The organism is Rhodopila sp., from assembly GCF_965277825.1.
Lineage (GTDB): Bacteria > Pseudomonadota > Alphaproteobacteria > Acetobacterales > Acetobacteraceae > Rhodopila.
In genome coordinates this window covers 1,724,320-1,743,572 of record NZ_OZ255846.1, presented here as the reverse complement: position 1 = coordinate 1,743,572, position 19,253 = coordinate 1,724,320, and the positions used below count along the sequence as shown (strand labels likewise).

Sequence of the window (19,253 nt, the reverse complement as noted above, 5' to 3'; positions counted from 1 at the left end):
CAAGGCGGATTAAGCCGCCGCGCTGGCGAAGCTTCGCGGCAATACCAACATCCCTGCTGATGCCACACCCCGAAACCTGGCTGAAAGTCCTCCCCGCCGGCCTGTTCTGCGAACCCGGCGGCTTCTTCATCGACCCGCTGCGCCCGGTCGATCGCGCGGTGATCACGCATGGCCACTCCGATCACGCTCGTCCGGGCCATGGCGCCATCCTGGCCACCCCCGATACGCTCGCCGTGATCGGCGCCCGACTGGGCGACTGGGGGCAGGCGCAGCAAGAGCTGGCATGGCATGACGCGATCAGCATCGGCGACGTCCGGGTCTGGCTCAGCCCCGCCGGGCATGTGCTTGGCAGCGCGCAGGTGGCGATGGAATATCAGGGTTCCCGCGCCGTGGTCAGCGGCGACTACAAACGCGTCGCCGACCCGACATGCGCCGGCTTTGAACCGGTAGCCTGCGACGTCTTCGTCACCGAGGCCACCTTCGCGCTGCCGGTGTTCATCCATACAGCCCCCGGCCACGAAATCGGGCGGCTGCTCGACAGCGTCGCGCTATTCCCCGCGCGAACCCATGTCGTCGGCTGCTATGCCCTGGGCAAGTGCCAGCGGCTGATCGCGCTGCTGCGCCAGGCCGGCTGGGACCGCCCGATCTGGCTGCACGGCGCGCTGGTCTCGATGTGCGAGGTTTATCGCCAGCGCGGCATCGAGCTCGGCGACCTGCGCCCGGCCACCGTGGCGGCCAAGGCCGACCTGGTCGGCGCCATTGTGCTAGCACCCCCCGGTGCGATCGCCGACCGCTGGGCGCGCCGGCTAGAGGACCCGGTCGTGGCGCTCGCCTCGGGCTGGATGCGGGTGCGTCAACGTGCCAAATCGCGCGGCGTCGAACTGCCGCTGGTGATATCCGACCACGCTGATTGGAACGAACTCAATAACACCCTCGATGAGGTCGGCGCACCCGAGGTCTGGGTCACCCACGGACGCGAGGAGGCCTTGATCCACGCCGCCGCGAGGCGTGGCATCCGCGGGCGAGCCCTGCGCCTGCTGGGCTATGGCGACGAGGACGAAGCCGAACCGCCCGAAGTAAAACAGGAGGCCTGAGATGAACGCACCGCTAAGCTTCCGTTTCGACGACGACGGCACGATCCCGAACTCGCTGCTGCCGCTGCTGGTGTACCGCGATGCGGTGCCGGCCGATCCGGCCGCGATCGAGCGTCGGTTTGCCGCCAACCGCTGGCCACCGGCATGGCGCGACGGGGTGCATCCGTTCCACCATTTCCATAGCACCGCGCACGAGGTGCTGGGCGTCGCGCGGGGCCAGGCCACGGTGCTGTTCGGCGGCCCGAGGGGCGCGTCGCTGACGCTGCACGCCGGCGATGTCGTGGTGGTGCCGGCCGGCGTGGCGCACTGCAACCAGCACCAGTCGAGCGATTTGCTGATCGTCGGGGCCTATCCGGACAACGCGCCGGGTCCCGACCTGCGCCGCAGCAAGCCGGGCGAACACGCCGCTGCTTCCGCAGCCATCGCCGCCGTGCCATGCCCGGCGACCGATCCGGTGGCCGGCGCCGATGGGCCGCTGCCCGGCTTGTGGTCCTGATCATCCCGCTCAGGCCGCGATTCTGGTAACGCTGACGGGAACCACCGCATCTCCGTCGCCGCGGCATAAGTCTGATGCTGCGATGCAGCATTATCATTTGGCAACCGCGGTCTCAGTTACCGGTGCATCAAAGCCGGACATCTCGCCCGACTGAAGATGGAGATACTCCGATGAAAAACATGATCCTTGCCGCGGTTGCCGCTTTGAGCCTGACCGCCGCTGTCGCGCCCGCCGCGAATGCCGCGCTGTTCCATAACAACAGCACCGTCGCTGGAGATTCGGCTGCTACCCAGATGCAGCAGCAGGGCGCCTACAACGAATAACCGCGCGGGTCGTCTTAATCACGCTCGTCGTCCAACGGCAGGCCGGGTCATCCCGGCCTGCCTGATTCGGGCGGCGATGCCTTCGGGCGCCCGGCCAGGTTGCGCGGCATTTCCAGGTTTCAGGCATAAATCTGATGCTGCAATGCGGTATTATCAAATGGCAACGTCTGATCCATCTATCGTTGCATCGAAGCCGGACACCTCGCCTGGTCGATGATGGAGATAACTACGATGAAGACCATGATTCTTGGCGCATTCGCCGCCTTGACCCTGAGCGCTGCCGTGGTCCCGGTCGCCAATGCTGCGATCTTCCATAACAACAGCACGGTTTCCGGTGACTCGGAGGCCACTCAGATGCAGCGTCAGGGCGCGGTCAGGTAACCCAGACCAACGCCGGCGTCTGAAAAGTCGCCAACGTGTAAGCAGGAAGGCCGGGTCACATCCCGGCCTTCCTGCTGTGGTAATGACGGAGGGTGTGCCGCTGACAGCCGGCGCGGCCCTGCACTTGGCGCTGATGTCCTTCTCCCAGATCGCATTACCAGCAACGCCGGGTTTCCGTTCGGCGCCAGCGTCCGGGCCGCGAGGTTCAATCGATACGGCTGGTGGCTTGCACCGGGCCGAGGTTAGCCTGGCACAACGCCAACAACCGCCGGACAGCCGCACCAGCCGGGACATGGATGTCCCTCTGGAGATCGTGTTGATTGCGCCAAGCTTCTTGATTGCAGAAGTGCCAAGCGCAAAGCCCTCGTGATGCAAAGCACACTTTAGGTTGCCGGGTGCGTTGAAGGCATCTGACCAAACACCGGTCGGTCAAAGCTTGCGTTTTGGGCACTGCGTGGGTGGCTGACAAATATCCATACAGTCGCGTGCCATTTCATCCGTGCAGCGGATGCATCGGGCACAACCCCCGGAACGTGGCACCGGTTTTGCTGGATCGCCTCAGAACTTGCCGCGACGCAGTGGTCCGATCCCTCGAAAGCCTGGCACGATGACCCGCAACAGAAGCCTAAACACCCGCCGTTCGATGCTGAAACTTGTCGGCACCGCGATCGGCAGCGGGGCGATCGGCGGATTTCCGACAATTTGGGCGCAAAACATCAAGGACGTGGTGCTGCGCCACGCCGGCCCGCCAGTCACCACCATCCCCCAGCATTGCCGCACAGGCCACTAAGGAGCTTGGTTTTACGGTGCAGATGCAGGCGGCGGAGAATGCCGATCTGCTCAATCGCCTGCTGTCGCAGTCCAGCGCGATGGACTGCTGCGACATCACCATCGTCTACCTGAAATATCTGGTCGGGCGGAATGCTCTGCAGACCATCCCGGTCGGCAAGTTCAAATGGTGGGACCAGAGCAATCCGTTGTTTAGCAAAGGAATCTACGCCAACGGGCAAGAGGCGTCCAAGCAGGGCGTCGCGCCCTATACCATCCTGTATGCCGCCGATCAGTCCGGCAGCAAATTCGCCGAGGAACCGACTGATTGGGTGAACGTCATTCCCACCGTCACTAACGCCGACACGCTGGGCATCCGGCCCGATCTCATTGGCCGCCCGGTGACCAGTTGGGCCGATCTGATCTCGTCCGACTTCAAGGGCAAGGCAGGACAGCCCCACCACCGGCGTGATCGATGTCGCCATGGCGATGGAAGCCGACGGCCACATCAAAATACGGCAACAAGGGCAACATGACCCGCGCCGAGATCGATAACATCGTCGCCGCCATGATGGACATCAAGCAGTCGGGCCAATTTCGTTCATTCTGGTCAACCTTCGATCAATCGGTGAACCTGATGGCATCGGGCGAGGTCGTCATCCAGTCGATGTGGTCCCCGGCGGTGACCGCAGTGCGCACCCGGGGCATTCCCTGCGTGTTCCAGCCGCTGAAGGAAGGCTATCGCGGCTGGGGCTACACCATGGGTGCGATGAAGCAAGTGTCCGGTCTCAAGCTGGACTGTTTCTACGAATACCTCAACTGGTACTGCGCCGGCTTTCCAGGCGCGGTGGTGGCGCGCGAGGGGTACTATTCCACGCAGCCGGAAAACGCCCGCAAGTTCCTCACTCAGGCGGAATGGGACTACTGGTACGGCGGCAAGCCGGCGACCACCGATATCGTCGATCCGTTCGGTAAGCTGGTCGAGAAAGCCGGCCGGTCGCGTGATGGCGGCAGTTTCGATCAGCGCATGGGCCACATCGCGGTGTGGAATTCGGTGATGGATGAGGACCGCTATCTAACCCGAAAATGGAACGAATTCATCACATCATGACCCGGAGATAGCGCATGCGCCTGGGGGTTTTCATCCCGATCGGCAACAACGGCTGGCTGATCTCGACCACGTCGCCGAAGTATCGGCCCAGTTTCGACCTCAATGCCGAGGTCGTGTGCAAGGCCGAGACCTACGATTTCGATTTCGCCCTGTCGATGATCAAGCTGCACGGTTTCGGCGGGCCGTCGGAGTTTTGGGACTACAATCTGGAATCGTTCACCCTGATGGCCGGACTCGCGGCGGTTACCAGCAGGATCCAGCTTTTCGCCACATGCGCGGTGCTGACGATGCCGCCGCCAATCGCCGCGAGGATGGCGGTGACGATCGATTCCATCTCGCACGGCCGGTTCGGCGTCAACATCATCTCCGGCTGGCAGCGGCGGGAATACGCCCAGATGGGCATCTGGCCGGGCAAGGATCACTACGACCGCCGCTACGACTATTGCGCCGAATACGTCACCGTCATGCGGGAACTTTGGCGCACTGGTCGGTCCGACTTCAGCGGCGACTTCTTCCAGATGGACGATTGCCGCTGCCTGCCGATGCCCGCCGCCGACATCCCGATCATCTGCGCCGCGCAAAGTGACGCTGGCACACGCTATGCGGCGCGCCATGCCGACTACAATTTCTGCACCAGCTTCGGCGTCAACACTCCCACAGCGGTCACCGACAGCGTCGCCCGGCTGGTCCGCGCAACCGCTGCGACCGGACGAAGCTGCGGCGCGCTGGTATCGACAATGATCATCGCTGACGAAACCGACACGGCAGCGCTAGCCAAGTGGAACCACTACGTCGCCGGCACCGATCACCAGGCGATCGCCTGGCGCGACGGACAGGCCGAGGATGACCCGACCCGCGATCCGCTGGCCGGCCCGAACAAGCGAAAGACCTACGGCATGCAGCAACTGCCGACGCAGGGCGGCGTGCTGGTCGGATCATACGCCAACATCGCCGGCATGCTGGATGATCTGTCCAAGGTTCCGGGCGTGCAGGGCGTCATGCTGACGTTCGACGACTTCCTGATCGGGATGGAGTAGTTCGGCACCCGCATCCAGCCGTTGATGCGCAGCCGGCGCTTGCCGTCGCGGGCGGCCTGAGGACACCTCTGCCGGAATTGACCGAGGTCGGGTCGCCTCGGCGCGCCGGCTGTGTTAATATGACCGCAGGATCGACTGCCAGGGGCCGCATGCGAATTGGGCGAAGCGGACGCGCCATCATGCGGCTGCGTCGGATGGGCAGGATGCCGCTGATGTCGCCACGGCTGTGGTGGCGGCGTGTGGTGTTCTGGGTCGGTGCCGTGCTGGTGGCGGCCGTCGCGGTCGGCTTCGCGAAGGCCTCGGATTGGGCCGGCGGCCTGTTTCTGCATTTCGCCGCCTTGCATCCCTGGCTGCCTTTCGTTATCGCGCCCGCCGGCCTGGCGATCGCCTTCCTGCTAACCCAGCACGTTTTCCCCGGCGCCCAGGGCAGCGGCATTCCGCAGACCATCGCCGCGTTGCATATGCATGACCCCAAACTGGTCGACCGGGTGCTGTCGCCGCGCATCGCCGTCGGCAAGGTGCTGTTGACCCTGCTGGGTCTGGCCTCGGGCGCCTCGATCGGCCGCGAGGGTCCCACCGTGCAGGTCGGCGCCTCGATCATGCACGCGCTGGGCAAGCTGTTGCGGCTGCCGCGCCTGGAACTGCGCCGAGCGCTGATCCTGGCGGGCGGGGCGGCGGGGATCGCCGCGGCGTTCAACACCCCCCTGGCCGGCATCGTGTTCGCCATCGAGGAACTCAGTCACTCGTTCGAATCGCGCACCTCCGGCACTGTGTTCACCGCCGTGGTGGTGGCCGGCGCGACCACGCTTGGCCTGGTCGGCAACTACACCTATTTCGGCCAGACCGCCGCGGTGCTGTCCAACGGAGATGCCTGGCTGGCGGTGATTCTGTGCAGCCTGACCGGGGGATTGGCGGGCGGCGTGTTCAGCCAGGCGCTGATTATTGCGGCTCGAGGGCTGCCGGGCTGGGCCGGGCGGATGATCATCCGCTATCCGGCCGGTTTCGCCGTGTTGTGCGGCCTGCTGCTGGCGATCATCGGCACGCTGTCGGGCGGCCAAACCTACGGTACCGGCTATCAACAGGCGCGCGGCATGGTCGAGGCGCATTCGACGCTGCCGGCGGTCTATGCGGTTCTGAAGCTGGCGGCGACCGTAGTGTCCTATGTCAGCGGCATCCCCGGCGGCATCTTCGCCCCATCGCTGTCGATCGGCGCCGCGCTCGGATCGGTGCTGGCGCCGCTGGTTCCCGGTGCCCCGGTCGGGGCGATGATTCTGTTGGGCATGACAGCGTATTTCTGCGGCGTGGTGCAGGCGCCGATCACCTCGGCGGTAATCGTGATGGAAATGACCGCCAATCAGAGTTTGATGATCCCGCTGATGGCGACGTCGTTCCTGTCGTTCGCGGTCTCCCGCCTGGTCTGCCGCCGGCCGCTGTATGGCGCGCTGGCGCGGCGTTTCCTGCAGCTTCAGGGGGACCATTAGGGATGGGTGCTTGTTACCGGGGTCAGCCCGATGTCAGCCGGTGCAGCTCCAGCTTGCCCCAATGCGCCAGTTCGTGCAACCCGTCATGCAGACGGCGCCGCGTTTCCAGCATCAGCGCGGCAAGCCGTCCCCCGCCAAAGGGCGCACCTGCCCCTGGAACACGTTCCCAGACAGTTGCACCGGCGTCGCGGTGATATTGTTGACAAAGGTCGTCGAGCGGGCCTGATCGTTGGTGAAATGGTTGTCCCGCACGATCAGTGAATCGGTCGGTTGGTCGACCCCCTCCTCGCCGATCATGATGGCATTCGCGGGGTTGCCGGTGCGCGGCCCCTTCTCCAGCCGGTTGCCGTCGATCAGCGCGGACCCGCCGTTCGGTATGTCGATCAGGTAGCTGGAGGTGCCGTCCGGGCCGTCGGCGATGTCGTTATCGATCACCTCGGTGCGGGATGCCCTGGACTTGATCGAGTGGCCATCATGGGTGCGCATGAAATGCGAATGGTCGACCCGAAGCAGTTTGAAGTGGCCGACATAGATGGCGTGGGAGCAGCTTCCGCCGCAGATCCCGTTATCTTCGAAGGTGCTGCCGCTGACGTGGATGACAGCCTGCGGGTTGTCGGCGCCCAGGATACCGTTCTGGTCGTTGATGAATCGGCTGTTTTCGATCGTCAGGTTGCCGCCCTCGGCGCGGATGCCGGCGCCGTTCTGGTCGGGCACCCGAGCGCGCTGCAGCGTCAGGTTGCGGATCGTGATATTGGCGCCGTCGATCACCAGCAACGCCTTGCCCTGGCAGGTCTTGTCGGTCAGCACCGCGCCCGGCCCGGTGCCTTGCACCGTCAGGTTGTTCTGCGTGATCACCGCGCAGTCGTAATATTGGCCCGGCGCCACGTCGACCACGTCGCCGTCGTGGGCCGCGGCGATTGCCGCGCTGGGCGCCTTGTAGGCCTGGTCGGCCCCGACCTGCAGGGTTCGGCCGATCGCCGGTGCGGCGATCCACGGCAGCACCGGCAAGCCGAGACCGAGGGTCGCCGCGAGCAGCCGGGGCAGGGGTTTGCGATGCGTCATGGCAACGAGCCAGTATAGAACGGGCATGGGACATTCAACCTAAAATTGCAACGAGCGGTGTCGCGTCGGAGGCACGGCGCTGAGTTCATGCTGGCGGCCGGCTTTACTGGGTTGGGTGGGTGCGACACAGTTTTGAAGAGCGCAGCGAGGCCGCGAACTCGGAAGCATGAAGGGGGGCCCTGATGATCGATCACACCGGCATCGGCGTTGCGGACGCCAGCCGTTCCGCCGCCTTCTACGACCAGGCTCTTGGCGCGCTCGGCCTGCGCCGTGTGATGCAGATGCCCGATAACCTCGGCAGCGATGGCGTCGGCTACGGCGTCGACCATCCGATGTTCTGGATCGATCGCTACCACCCGCACTCGGTCAGACAGCATACCGCCTTCGCGGCCCGGAGCAGGGCCGAGGTCGATGCTTTCCACGCCGCCGCGCTGAAGGCAGGGGGCAGCGAAAACGGGCCGCCCGGCTTGCGTCGGCCGCGATACTACGCCGCTTTCGTGCTAGATCCGGACGGCAACAACATCGAGGCGGTGTTTCGCGGCGATTGACGAGGACGCGGAGGCAAATCCGGCACACTGGTTGCCATGCGCTACTCGTTTATCTCGACCCGAATGCCGGGCGAGACGACGGTGACCGCAACCGTCGGGTCGCCGGGCGGATGCGGCTGCGGATTACCGCGGTTCTGCCAGATCACCACGGCGTCCGACTGATCCGGACCGTAGCCGATCTCGACGGGGTCATAGGCCAGTTGAGCCGCATAACGCCGTTCGAGCGCATACGAAGCATCCAGCACGTCGGCCCAGGTGGGATTGTAGTAGACGATATAGATCTCCCGACCTGTCGCGCGTATCGAGCCCTCGATGTTGAGCAGAAGTTGAGACATCAGCGGCCGGTGGAAGGGATTGTACAGGAAGATAACGAGGTTTGTCTGGGGCAAGCGGTGGGTCAATGCGTCGCCGGTGACGACGTGGATGGGTGTGCGGTCCGGATGAGTGCGCGCGAAAACAGCGGCGTTGCGGCGGGCGATGGCCGACAGTGTCGCGGAAAGTTCGACGCCGGTGATCGACGCGAAGCCGAATTCGGTGGCAACGAGCAGGGCTCGGCCTTTGCCGCATCCAAGGTCGAGGAAGTGGCAATCGGCTGGGTCCGGAATCGCGGTTAAGGCGCGGCGGACGATACTGGGTTGGGCGCCCAGGTAGGCGTTGGAACCGTCGGATCTTAGCACTCGGCCTGGGATGAAGCCGCTGGTTTGCACGCCGTTGGCTCGGTCATAGGGGTGTTCCCGGGTCCAGCCCGAGGCGGACGATTTCAGTTCGTAATAGCCGATCAATGCCCGGCCCAGCGGGGGCATCTGCGCGGCTCGCCACATCGTTCGTTTCAGGATAGCTTTGGCATCCATCTCGATTCATCCGGCTGGTGTAGCAATTGCTGGATGTCCATAACCATGGGCAGGCCGCCTTCCCATGCACAAATCGTGCATCGCCCGAATTGGCTCATCCGATGACCGGTGCGATCGAGATTGCGCAGGCATGCAAAGCGGACGCCGTGGCGCTGGCGGAGATCCATCTGGCGGCGCGCGCCGCGGCGATGCCTTACCTGTATCGCGCTGTTTCAGATGATGAAGCGCGGACCTGGTTCCGGACTGCGATCGGTGAGGCCTGGTGGTTGGCTCGCTGCGAAGCGTGCCCGATCGGATACATGCTGTTCGAGGGGGGAGTATCTCGATCATCTCTATGTCCTGCCGGGGTGGCAACGACGCGGCGTCGGCCTGGCTCTGCTTGGCAAGGCCAAAGCCCTTGGCCCGAAGCAGGTCAGGGTTTCCACGTTCCGGCGCAACGCCGGCGCGAGGGCTTTCTATGAAATTTTCATGCGGTGGGCCATAGCGGCGGCCGCGACGAAGAAAATGAGTCGGACATGCAGGAAAATGAGCCGGACATGCAGTATGTATGGGAATGGTCCGGGTCGATAAACTCTACCGGTAGCGTCTTGCCGCATCCACTCGCGGGCGGCGGCGGCGTCGAGATCCGCCGTCGGACCGCCGGAGTCCGAGCCGAATCGGTTATCCCATCAGCGTTTGCTGAACTGGAAGCTGCGGCGAGCCTTTGCTTTGCCGTACTTCTTCCGCTCCACCGCACGCGAGTCGCGTGTGAGGAACCCGGCAACCTTCAGGATACTGCGCAGATCCGGCTCGTAATAGGTCAGCGCTCGGCTGATGCCGTGGCGCACCGCGCCGGCCTGGCCGGACAGGCCGCCGCCGCTGACGGTGCAGAACACGTCGAACTGGTTGTATCGGTCGGCCACCAGGAACGGCTGCGTCAGCAGCATCCGCAGCACCGGACGGGCGAAATACTGCACCACCTTCTTGTCGTTGACGACGATGTCGCCCTTGCCCGGCTTGATCCAGACCCTTGCGGTGGACTCCTTGCGTCGGCCGGTGGCGTAGGAACGCCCCAGTTCGTCGCGCTTCGGGTCCCGCTTCGGTTGCGTTGACACCGATACCGGAGGTGGTGCGCCGGTGGCGTCGGCTTCCGCCTCGGCGGCGGACTGACGCGCCGCCAGCGCGTCCTTCAGGTCGGCCAGGGTGCCGGTTTGATTGCCTGACATCGCTCTCAGCCCCTATGGTTCTTCGGGTTCATCGCGGCCACGTCCAGTTTTTTCGGCTGCTGGCCGTCATGCTTGTGCTCAGGTCCGCCGTAGATATGCAGGTGCTTCATCTGCCGGCGCTGCAGCGGACCGCGGGTGATCATCCGCTCCACCGCTTTTTCCAGCACCCGCTCGGGGTGCTTGGATTCCAGCCGCTGACGGATCGAGCGGCCCTTGATGCCGCCGGCATAGCCGGTGTGGTAGTAAAAAATTGACTGCTCGGGCTTGTTGCCGGTGACCCGCACCTTGGCGGCGTTGACCACCACGACGTTATCGCCGCAATCGACGTGTGGGGTAAATTGCGGCTTGTGCTTGCCGCGCAGCCGGTTGGCGATGATCACGGCGAGGCGGCCGAGCACGACGCCTTCGGCATCGATCAGCACCCAGCCATTGGTCACTTCCGACGGCTTGATCGAGGGCGTGCTCTTGAACATGTGTTTGTCAGCGTCCGTGGTTCAGAAGGCGCGGTTTATGACCGCCGGGCCCAGTACGGTCAAGCGGTTTTCGGCTGTGGTAACTCAATACCACAGCGACGGGAACCCGCCGGTCGGAAACCCTACCGACCAGTTGACATCGCCCGATACCACGGTATCGGATACCCGACAGCAGCACCGAAGGAGCATTCATGCCTCAGGCGACCGAAACACCGCGCGCGGCGGTGCCGCAAGAGATCGACGTCGTGGTCGTCGGTGCCGGCTTTGGCGGCATGTATATGCTGCATTGCCTGCGTGGCATCGGCCTATCCGCCATCGTGTTCGATACAGCGGCCGGCGTAGGGGGCACCTGGTACTGGAACCGCTATCCGGGCGCCCGCTGCGATGTCGAAAGCATGCAGTACTCCTACTCGTTCTCTGAGCAACTGCAGCAGGAATGGCAGTGGAGTGAAGTGTTCGCCGGCCAGCCGGAGATCCTGCGCTATGCCAACCATGTCGCCGACCGGCTCGACCTGCGCCGCGACATGCGGTTCGAAACCCGGGTGAGCGCGGCGGAGTTCGACGCAGCTACCCGTCGTTGGACGGTACGCACCGATCGGGGCGATGTGGTCCGAGCGACCTATTGCGTGATGGCGACTGGCTGCCTGTCGGCGGCTCGGATGCCGGACCTCCCTGGCCTGGCCAGCTTCAAGGGCAACACCTATCACACCGGCCACTGGCCGCATCAGGGTGTCGATTTCAGCGGGCTGCGCGTCGGCGTGGTCGGCACCGGGTCCTCGGCGATCCAGTCGATTCCAGTGATCGCTGCGCAGGCGGCCCATGTCACGGTGTTCCAGCGCACCCCGAATTTCAGTATCCCGTCGCGCAATGGGCCGATGCCCGACGCCTATGCGCAGTCCTGGAAGGATGACTACACCGCAAGGCGAGCCGAGGCTCGGGCCAGCCGCAATGGCATCCTGGCGTATCCAAACGATCAGCCCGCCATCGATACCGCGGAGCCGGAACGCACCGCGATCTACGAGCAGCGTTGGGAAAGCGGCGGCACCACTTTCATGGCCGCCTTCAACGACCTGATCTTCAACCAGGCATCGAACGACACCGCCGCCGAGTTCGTGCGCGGCAAGATCCGGCAGATGGTAAAGGATCCGGCGCGCGCCGAACTGCTGGCGCCGAGCAGTCATCCGATCGGCACCAAGCGGATCTGTGTCGATACCGATTACTACCTGAGCTACAACCGGCCGAACGTGGATCTGATCGATGTGCGCGGCGCGCCGATCGAAGCGGTGACCCCGGACGGCCTGCGCGTCGGCGGCAAAGACTATGCGTTCGACGCCATCGTGTTTGCCACCGGGTTCGATGCAATGACCGGCGCGTTGACCCGCATGGGCATCGTCGGTCGCGCCGGACAGGCGCTGGCGGACAAATGGCAGGCCGGGCCGCGCACCTACCTCGGCCTGATGACCGCCGGCTTCCCGAACATGTTCATGATCACCGGTCCGGGCAGTCCTTCGGTTCTTAGCAATATGATGGTCTCGATCGAGCAGCACGTCGACTGGATCAGCGACTGTCTGGCGCATCTGACCGAACGCCGACTCGACCGTATCGAGCCTATCCTGGCGGCCGAGGACGAATGGGTCCAGCACGTCAACGATGTCGCCTACACCACGCTTTATCCGCAAGCGGCTTCCTGGTACATGGGCGCCAACATTCCGGGCAAGCCGCGTGTGTTCATGCCCTATATCGGTGGCGTCGGCGCCTACAGGAAGAAGTGCGACGACATTGCCGCCAATGGTTACGATGGCTTCATGCTGTCCGGACCAGCCGGCGTCGCAATCGCAGCCGAGTAATGCTCGAGCTGCGCCCAAACTGCGAATGCTGCGACCGTGACCTGCCGCCTGCCAGCGCGGATTTGCACCTACGAGTGCACGTTCTGCGCCAACTGCACCGACAACAGACTGAAGGGCATTTGCCCGAACTGCGGTGGCGAGTTGGTCCGCCGCCCGGTGCGTCCACCGGTACGCTTGGCCAGTCACCCGGCCTCCACTAAACGGGTGCTGAAGCCGGCCGGATGCCAAGCGGATTCAGGCTGATCCGCACCGCGCGCGAAGCCAGGAACGCACTTGGCGTGGACGTGGTGCGACGGGTTTCCAGCAGAAATCCAGTCTTCGCAAAGCAGTGCCGGGTTGCCATCCGGCAGGCAGCCGACTTCCCGGTGCTTGCTTAATCGCCGATACCTACCCGTCAGCGTTTGGCGGCTTCCTCACTAACCCAATCGGGAGTCAACTCGTTGCTGGGCAGTGCCTTGTCCATCACTGCGACCGGCAGGTCGGCCGGGTCGAGCTTACCGATTTGCACCCAGCACGGCGCAAAGCCAGGCCAAGGCCTGACAGGGTGGCAGGATGGTGCCAGCCGTCGCCACCACCAGCGGCGCGTCACGGCCATGCTGGAATGGCTTCCCGCGGGAGCCTGGCCCAGATCGCCGCAGCGGACACAGGCAAAGCCAGCTCCATGGTGTTCTCCAGCACATCGCCCAGGGCATGCGCGTCGGCCAGCGTATGTTAGTCCAGGCTGCCATCCGGGTAGCGCACCGTGAGTGACGTGTTCAGCAGACTGACCCGCCTTTCGTTCACCAGCCGGCTCACGATCAGGTTGCGGACGAACAGAGTGCGGGGATGGGTCGACATGAACCAATTAGCCATCTCGAAGTCCGCATCGGCCGGGACAGCCAGCGTGAAGGCGTACATCGGCCTCCAGCCTTCAGGCGACCGCAGCTGCACCTCGTGATGCCGGCCGTCCGGCTCTATCCGGTAGGTGCCGTGCGAAGTGGTCTGTTCCACCCCATGCGCGAGCAGCAAGGGCGCTGGCGGGCTCTGCGGCCCGAACCCGACATCCGCGATATATTGCTGTCCCGCCACGGTTATCAGCGTGAGGCGATGGGTTGTCGGGGCGTTCAGGCTGGGTCTCATCCAGATCGTTTTGCCCCCCAACGCCGTCACCGCGAAGCCGATGCTGGCCAGCACATCGTGGAACAGGCGGTTCTGCTCGTGGCAGTAGCCGCCGCGGCGCCGGTTCACCAGCTTGGCCTGGATCGACTCGCTGTCGATCGCCACGGCACGGCCTAGAAACGGATCGAGGCCCTCGAAGGCGATCCGAGCCAGATGCCGGGCATGGAGGTCGCACAGCAGGTCGAGCGTCGGCTTGCTTGGACCTTGATAGCCGATGCGGGCGAAATAAGCTGGAAGGTCCATGATCACAGTGGGATAAACGCCGCAGGTAACTGGTGACCAGCTTCGGCGATCGGGATGGCGAGCTATTGGCGTAGCCGCGGGAGCGATTTTCATGAAGTGACTCTGCCATTGTTTGGCACGGATAGTTGTTAGCAAATGAACCGCTGTTTCTGTCGGGTCAATACTTCGATAGTTACGATCGTAACCTCGCACACCACTGGTAGTCCGGCTTCGGCTGGACGCGGGGTATCCTGGCGAGCGCCTCAGCGGCCGCCGTTCCCACGATCATGCTTTTCCACGCTGTATCCGACCGGCTTGAATGGTCCGTGATCGTTACGTTATTGCGGCGGGCGTGGCGTTATAATGTTCATCGGAAACGTGCTCGAACCAGGCGGTGCCCTCACCTTTGTCGTTCAACTCCGACATCGCGAGGTGGGAAAACAGCTTGTCCGGCGCGGCACCATGCCAATGCCGCACGTCGGGCGGGATGATCACCGTGTCCCCGGCACGGATTTCCTGCACCGGCTCGCCCTCGCATTGCACCCGGCCGGCGCCGGAAAGGCAGAACAGGGTCTGGCCGACCGGGTGGCTGTGCCACGCGGTGCGCGCGCTCCGGGCGTGAACGACACCACCGACCCACGCATCCGTGACGGCGCTGTGCCGACCACGACCTCATCGGAAAACACGGTGCCGGTGAAATTGGCCGCGGTGCCCGATTGGTCTTCCGAGCAGAGGAGCGAAGGATTTTCATTGGGGTTTTCCTGATGACCGTGGACCGGCAAGCGATGATGATAGAACGGCGGCCGAAATCGACAAGCCGCCGAAATTTCTCCAGATTAATGCAGACTGAATTGCAGCAACGTTTGCTCTGAAGAAAAGGGGCATTTCAATAATTCAGCTTACCGAGCCCGGGCTTTCGGGCAGAGCGATTATCGTCTATCGATACCTGTCTCATCGCTGACGCCAGGATGTGCCAAATATTGAGGAAGAAACCAATGAAACAGTCCATGCTGTTCAAAAACGTAGCGGTAATCGCCTTCGCGGCCGCGGTCTCACTCAGTCCAGCCGTTGCGCAACAGGCGAAAGGCGGTCTGTATGTCTATCACACCGGTCCGAGCGGTGCCTGCCCTGGCTTGGACTGGCATATCGTGACCGAACCGAACGGCTCGTTGATGGGCTTTGTTGCCTGGGATCAGATGAAGCACATGGCTCGGCTGGATGGGATGATCGAGAAGGACAGAACATTCAAGATGGACGCGAAAGAAGTCGGCGGCAGCGGCAGAACTGCCACGGTTTCCGGCCGAGCCGCAGGTACTAATATCGTTGCAATGATAAACGGATCGGGCACGGCATGCGATGGGAAAGAACTGAATATTCCACGCTTCGCGGGTGGGCTCGAAGGCGGCGGCGGTTAGCGTTAGCGCAGAACAGGACCGGCTGAACCAATCCCTTGCAACGGGTTTTGCCAGCGTCATCAAGTTCGCAAGACGCTGGCCGAACCTTCACCCCGACGCGCAGCGTCGATGCCCGGCGCACAGGGTGCCGCCACGGTCAGGCCGGAATGAACATCGCCGGGGCGCCGTCATGCGCATCATGGCTTGGACGCGGTGCCAGCCCCCGGCACGAGCGGAATGCTCAACCCACCAGATTGGACGGCGTCTCACCTACCAGCGCCGCGCCGATTCCCGATAGCACGACCTGCCCCATGGCGTCGCGGGTTGTGGTGGTGGCACTACCCAAATGCGGCAACAGGACAACGTTTTCCAGTGTAAGGTATTCGGCGTTCAGCCGAGGCTCGCCATTGTAAACGTCCAGCCCGGCCGCGGCGATTTGCCCGGACCGCAACGCCGCGATCAGCGCCGTGTCGTCCACAAGCGTGCCGCGTGCGGCGTTCGCGACCACGGCGCCAAACGGCAGCTTGGCAATCCGCTCCTGGTTCAGCCAATGCATCGTGCCATCTCCGCCGGGAGCATTCATCGACAGGAACTGGCATAGCGGGAGGAAACTGTCGTCGTTATCGTGGAAGATCGCGCCCAGCTCAAGCTGCGACGGCATCCGGGTCATGTCGCGATAGTGCACCTCCATGCCGAAGCCGCGCCCCATCCGGGCAATTTCCCGCCCGATGCGGCCCATGCCGAAGATGCCGAGACGCTGGCCGGATAGGCCGGTCCCAAGCAGTTGCGTCGGGGCCCAGCCCGCCCATTTGCCGCTGCGAACCAGCCGCTCGCCTTCGCCGGCGCGCCGGGCAGCAGCCATCAGCAGCAGCATCGCGCACTCGGCGGTGGCGACGCTCAGTACGTCGGGGGTGTTGCAGACTTTGATGCCGCGCGCCTTCGCCGCAGCCAGGTCGATGTGGTCGAGGCCGACGCTGAAGGTGCCGATCACCTTTACCGATCCAGGCAGCGCGGCCACGGTCTTCGCATCCAGCAGGTCGCCGGGGCAGCACAGGATGGCGTCGGCGCCATCCGCGCGTGCCAGCAGGTCCGGGATCGCCACCTCGGACGCCGTCAATCGCGCCTCATACCCCTGCTCGGCCAGCGCCTCGATCGAGGCTGGCAGGCGGCGGGTCACGAACAGCACGGGTTTTGCCATCTCAGTCCTTCCAGAGCGGATCAATCGCCGGCCGGTCAGCAAGCACGGCGGCGATGTTGTCCAACGCGCGAAAGCCCATCGCGTCCCGGGTTTCCCTCGACGCGCTGGCGATGTGCGGCGACAGCACTACGTTGTCCAGGTCGGCGAATCGCAGGTCGTAGTCCGGTTCGCGGCGAAACACGTCAAGTCCAGCGGCGAACAGTTTGCCCGAGGTCAGCGCCGCGAACAACGCGTCCTCGTCGATCAGCGAGCCGCGCGCGACGTTCACCAGCACCGCGCCGTCAGGCAGCAGGGACAGCGCACGTCCGTCGATCATCTTGTCGGTGCCGGCACCCCCCGGCGCATGGATCGACAGGAAGTCGCAATGCGGCAGCATCTGGTGGAAATCCGCGTAGTATGCCGCGCCAAGCTCGTGTTCGGGGGGCAGGCGGCGGCGCCCGTGGTAGAGCACTTGCATGTCAAATCCCCGAGCGCGCCGCGCCATGGCTCGGCCGATCCGGCCCATCCCCAGGATGCCGATCCGCTTGCCGGTGACGCGCACCCCGAGCAACTCGCCCTGCCCGATGCGATAGCGCCAGCCCTGGCGCATCACCCGGTCATACTCCGCGCCGCGCCGTGCCGCCGCCAATAGCAGCATCATGGCATGGTCGGCGGTGCATTCGTCCAGCACGCCCGGCGTGTTGGTCATCGCGATGCGCCGGCCACAGGCCGCTTCGACATCGATGTGATCGAATCCGACACTGATCGTGGCACCGACCCGCACGCTGGTCGGCAGCGCCGCGATCGCGGCTGCGTCCAGTGACAGTGTGTTGGTGAACAGGATGGCCTGGGCCTGCCGCGACGCCGCTGCCCGGATGAGTTCGGCAACTGTCATGTCGCCTGGGCCGGGATGTATAAAGGCGTCGAACTCGACCCTCGCGCGGGCTACCACGGCGGAGGTCGTCAGGCAGGCCAGCACCAGCCGAGGCTTCATTTGGCGCTCCCTGTTGGATTGGCACCCGGTCGTACCAGCCCCCCAGTCGTGCCAGATGTGGGCCTGGTGCGGGCTTGGGGGGCGCCGGCGGGCGCGAGGGTCTGGGTATTGAGCGTCAATACATCGTCGTGCGCAACCGTTCCGGATAGTCGCGGTCGTATTGCTCGCCGTTGATCATGCCGGCGGTGACCTCGGCTAGGATCTTGCCGGTGCTGGGCAGATGCTTGCGGTCGATGTGGCGTTCCGGGTTCCAAAGCTCCGAACGAACCAGCGCCTTGGGACATTGGAAATAGACGCTTTGAGCCCGCACCACGATTACCGAGCGAGGCAGGGTGCCGCGATAGGGAAAACGGCCGATCAATTCCGGTGCCACCGACACCTGGGCTCGCCCGTTTACCCGCAGCGTCTCGCCGACGCCGGGAATCAGAAATAGCAGCGCAACCCGGTCGTCGCGGATGATGTTGTGCAGACTGTCGATCCGGTTGTTTCCGCGCCGGTCGGGGATCAGCAGAGTCTTGTCGTCCAACACATCGACAAAGCCCGCCGGGTCGCCCCTTGGCGAGCAATCCAGACCCTCGGGCCCGCTGGTCGCCAGCACCAGGAACGGTGATGCCTCGATCATCGCCTTGTAGTGCGGGTGAATGTAGTCGATTTCCTTGGCGACCGCCCCGGCCGAGGATTCGCCGTAGATTGCCGCAAGCGCGGCCTCATCCCGGATCAGGTTGTCGCCGCTGATCGCATCCATAATTCGCCCTCTGCTGTCATACCATCACCTCGGCGCCTATGATCGCCTGGAACACGGCCAACCGACAAGGAGGTGAGGAGCTTCAGGTGAAATCCTGCGGCTCGCGATGCCGCACGAGTTGTGACAGAGCGACCGCGAGCACCAGCGCGCCGCCATAAAACAGGTTTTGCACGAACGTCTGGATGCCCAGGATCGTCAACCCGGTGATCCCGGTGACCAGGAAATACACTGCGACGAACGAGCCCCAGGCATTGAACCGTCCCGGCGAGATCGAGGTCGCGCCGAGGAACGCCGCCGCGAAGCCAGGCAGCAGGAAGGTCAAGCCGGACAGGGGATCGGCTGCCCCGATCGTGCCCGCGTACATCACACCCGACCCTGCGCTCAGCACTCCGGACGCGACCAGGCTGTAGAACCGTACTCGATCGACACGGATCCCCGATAGCCGCGCCACTTCCCGCCCGCGGCCGACGAAAAGCAGGCGGCGGCCCGGCGTGGTATAATCAAAGAAATACCAGAGCACCGCGGTGAGAACGAGCGCGTAGTAGAACGCCAGCGGAATACCGAATATCCGGCGCCCCACCATCCATTCGGTCAGCGCGTCGGCAAGCCCGCTCACTGTCATCGATCCGCTCATCCAGAGCACGAGGCCATTCATGAACGTGCCGGTGCCGAGCGTCACGATCAGCGAGGGAATCCGGAAATAGAGGATGAAGAACGCGTTGATCACGCCACCGATGACGCCCGCCGCCATCGCTGCCAGAATCGCGATCGGCAGGCTGACCCCGAGCTGCGCATTCAGCACCGCCAGGATCATCGCCGACAGCGTCAGCATGCTTGCCACCGAAAGATCGAAATCCCCAGCGGTAAGAGGGATGAGAAGCGACAT

24 protein-coding genes are annotated in these 19,253 nt (G+C 64.1%); 14 read left to right on the top strand and 10 right to left on the bottom strand.

Translation table 11 applies throughout. From position 1 onward, the window contains the following. The first annotated feature begins 59 nt into the window (after positions 1–59). From ACQY4T_RS08800 to ACQY4T_RS08760, 9 genes are all read left to right on the top strand, one after another. The gene (locus ACQY4T_RS08800; protein WP_428540308.1) at positions 60–1,094 is read left to right on the top strand and encodes a ligase-associated DNA damage response exonuclease; all 1,035 of its coding nucleotides are present in this window, start codon (positions 60–62) and stop codon (positions 1,092–1,094) included. Position 1,095: 1 nt separating this feature from the next. Continuing rightward, positions 1,096–1,590 carry a cupin domain-containing protein gene (locus ACQY4T_RS08795; protein WP_428540305.1) on the top strand — a complete coding sequence of 165 codons (495 nt, stop codon included), beginning with the start codon at positions 1,096–1,098 and terminating at the stop codon, positions 1,588–1,590. 170 nt (positions 1,591–1,760) lie between these two features. Beyond that, positions 1,761–1,913: a hypothetical protein gene (locus ACQY4T_RS08790; protein WP_428540303.1), complete on the top strand. Its 153-nt coding sequence runs from the start codon at positions 1,761–1,763 to the stop codon at positions 1,911–1,913. A gap of 231 nt (positions 1,914–2,144) precedes the next feature. Further along, positions 2,145–2,294, top strand: a complete 150-nt coding sequence (locus ACQY4T_RS08785) for a hypothetical protein (protein WP_428540300.1) — start codon at positions 2,145–2,147, stop codon at positions 2,292–2,294. A gap of 607 nt (positions 2,295–2,901) precedes the next feature. Next, positions 2,902–3,084 carry a hypothetical protein gene (locus ACQY4T_RS08780; RefSeq protein ID WP_428540297.1) on the top strand — a complete coding sequence of 61 codons (183 nt, stop codon included), beginning with the start codon at positions 2,902–2,904 and terminating at the stop codon, positions 3,082–3,084. A gap of 16 nt (positions 3,085–3,100) precedes the next feature. Further along, positions 3,101–3,598, top strand: coding sequence for a hypothetical protein (locus ACQY4T_RS08775; protein WP_428540294.1), 498 nt, complete (start codon positions 3,101–3,103; stop codon positions 3,596–3,598). Next, positions 3,595–4,173, top strand: a complete 579-nt coding sequence (locus ACQY4T_RS08770; protein WP_428540291.1) for a hypothetical protein — start codon at positions 3,595–3,597, stop codon at positions 4,171–4,173. The genes ACQY4T_RS08775 and ACQY4T_RS08770 overlap by 4 nt, the downstream gene beginning before the upstream one ends. A gap of 14 nt (positions 4,174–4,187) precedes the next feature. Next, on the top strand, positions 4,188–5,210 hold the full coding sequence (rutA, locus tag ACQY4T_RS08765) for a pyrimidine utilization protein A (protein WP_428540288.1): 1,023 nt from the start codon (positions 4,188–4,190) through the stop codon (positions 5,208–5,210). Between the two features lie 212 nt (positions 5,211–5,422). Beyond that, positions 5,423–6,691 (top strand): chloride channel protein, encoded by a 1,269-nt coding sequence (locus tag ACQY4T_RS08760; RefSeq protein ID WP_428540285.1) that lies wholly within the window; start codon positions 5,423–5,425, stop codon positions 6,689–6,691. Positions 6,692–6,802: 111 nt separating this feature from the next. Here the strand turns inward: ACQY4T_RS08760 and ACQY4T_RS08755 are convergent, their stop codons facing one another. Beyond that, positions 6,803–7,780 (bottom strand): hypothetical protein, encoded by a 978-nt coding sequence (locus tag ACQY4T_RS08755; protein WP_428540282.1) that lies wholly within the window; start codon positions 7,778–7,780, stop codon positions 6,803–6,805. Between the two features lie 155 nt (positions 7,781–7,935). Between ACQY4T_RS08755 and ACQY4T_RS08750 the strand changes: the two genes are divergently transcribed. Then, positions 7,936–8,301: a VOC family protein gene (locus tag ACQY4T_RS08750; RefSeq protein WP_428540279.1), complete on the top strand. Its 366-nt coding sequence runs from the start codon at positions 7,936–7,938 to the stop codon at positions 8,299–8,301. A gap of 41 nt (positions 8,302–8,342) precedes the next feature. Here the strand turns inward: ACQY4T_RS08750 and ACQY4T_RS08745 are convergent, their stop codons facing one another. Further along, positions 8,343–9,152: a methyltransferase domain-containing protein gene (locus ACQY4T_RS08745; protein WP_428540276.1), complete on the bottom strand. Its 810-nt coding sequence runs from the start codon at positions 9,150–9,152 to the stop codon at positions 8,343–8,345. Between the two features lie 216 nt (positions 9,153–9,368). On the opposite strand from ACQY4T_RS08745, the gene ACQY4T_RS08740 reads away from it, so the two are divergent. Then, positions 9,369–9,722 (top strand): GNAT family N-acetyltransferase, encoded by a 354-nt coding sequence (locus ACQY4T_RS08740; protein ID WP_428540273.1) that lies wholly within the window; start codon positions 9,369–9,371, stop codon positions 9,720–9,722. A 98-nt stretch (positions 9,723–9,820) separates the two neighbouring features. On the opposite strand, the gene rpsI is transcribed toward ACQY4T_RS08740, so the two are convergent. Together rpsI and rplM are read right to left on the bottom strand one after the other, a co-directional pair. Continuing rightward, the gene (gene rpsI / locus ACQY4T_RS08735; RefSeq protein ID WP_428540270.1) at positions 9,821–10,357 is read right to left on the bottom strand and encodes a 30S ribosomal protein S9; all 537 of its coding nucleotides are present in this window, start codon (positions 10,355–10,357) and stop codon (positions 9,821–9,823) included. Between the two features lie 5 nt (positions 10,358–10,362). Continuing rightward, positions 10,363–10,830, bottom strand: coding sequence for a 50S ribosomal protein L13 (gene rplM / locus ACQY4T_RS08730; protein WP_428540267.1), 468 nt, complete (start codon positions 10,828–10,830; stop codon positions 10,363–10,365). Between the two features lie 191 nt (positions 10,831–11,021). On the opposite strand from rplM, the gene ACQY4T_RS08725 reads away from it, so the two are divergent. Together ACQY4T_RS08725 and ACQY4T_RS08720 are read left to right on the top strand one after the other, a co-directional pair. Then, positions 11,022–12,677: a flavin-containing monooxygenase gene (locus ACQY4T_RS08725; protein WP_428540264.1), complete on the top strand. Its 1,656-nt coding sequence runs from the start codon at positions 11,022–11,024 to the stop codon at positions 12,675–12,677. A 36-nt stretch (positions 12,678–12,713) separates the two neighbouring features. Beyond that, the gene (locus ACQY4T_RS08720; protein WP_428540261.1) at positions 12,714–12,920 is read left to right on the top strand and encodes a DUF1272 domain-containing protein; all 207 of its coding nucleotides are present in this window, start codon (positions 12,714–12,716) and stop codon (positions 12,918–12,920) included. Between the two features lie 468 nt (positions 12,921–13,388). Here the strand turns inward: ACQY4T_RS08720 and ACQY4T_RS08715 are convergent, their stop codons facing one another. Together ACQY4T_RS08715 and ACQY4T_RS08710 are read right to left on the bottom strand one after the other, a co-directional pair. Further along, on the bottom strand, positions 13,389–14,270 hold the full coding sequence (locus tag ACQY4T_RS08715) for an arylamine N-acetyltransferase family protein (RefSeq protein WP_428540258.1): 882 nt from the start codon (positions 14,268–14,270) through the stop codon (positions 13,389–13,391). A 120-nt stretch (positions 14,271–14,390) separates the two neighbouring features. Beyond that, the gene (locus tag ACQY4T_RS08710) at positions 14,391–14,627 is read right to left on the bottom strand and encodes a cupin domain-containing protein (protein ID WP_428542768.1); all 237 of its coding nucleotides are present in this window, start codon (positions 14,625–14,627) and stop codon (positions 14,391–14,393) included. 425 nt (positions 14,628–15,052) lie between these two features. On the opposite strand from ACQY4T_RS08710, the gene ACQY4T_RS08705 reads away from it, so the two are divergent. Then, positions 15,053–15,472 carry a hypothetical protein gene (locus ACQY4T_RS08705; protein WP_428540255.1) on the top strand — a complete coding sequence of 140 codons (420 nt, stop codon included), beginning with the start codon at positions 15,053–15,055 and terminating at the stop codon, positions 15,470–15,472. A 220-nt stretch (positions 15,473–15,692) separates the two neighbouring features. Here the strand turns inward: ACQY4T_RS08705 and ACQY4T_RS08700 are convergent, their stop codons facing one another. From ACQY4T_RS08700 to ACQY4T_RS08685, 4 genes are all read right to left on the bottom strand, one after another. Beyond that, entirely contained in the window at positions 15,693–16,649 is a 957-nt protein-coding gene (locus tag ACQY4T_RS08700; protein ID WP_428540252.1) for a 2-hydroxyacid dehydrogenase, read from the bottom strand. 1 nt (position 16,650) lies between these two features. Beyond that, positions 16,651–17,622, bottom strand: a complete 972-nt coding sequence (locus tag ACQY4T_RS08695; protein WP_428540249.1) for a 2-hydroxyacid dehydrogenase — start codon at positions 17,620–17,622, stop codon at positions 16,651–16,653. A gap of 115 nt (positions 17,623–17,737) precedes the next feature. Continuing rightward, positions 17,738–18,367, bottom strand: a complete 630-nt coding sequence (locus tag ACQY4T_RS08690) for a pyridoxamine 5'-phosphate oxidase family protein (RefSeq protein WP_428540246.1) — start codon at positions 18,365–18,367, stop codon at positions 17,738–17,740. A gap of 82 nt (positions 18,368–18,449) precedes the next feature. After that, positions 18,450–19,253, bottom strand: a complete 804-nt coding sequence (locus tag ACQY4T_RS08685) for an ABC transporter permease (RefSeq protein ID WP_428540243.1) — start codon at positions 19,251–19,253, stop codon at positions 18,450–18,452.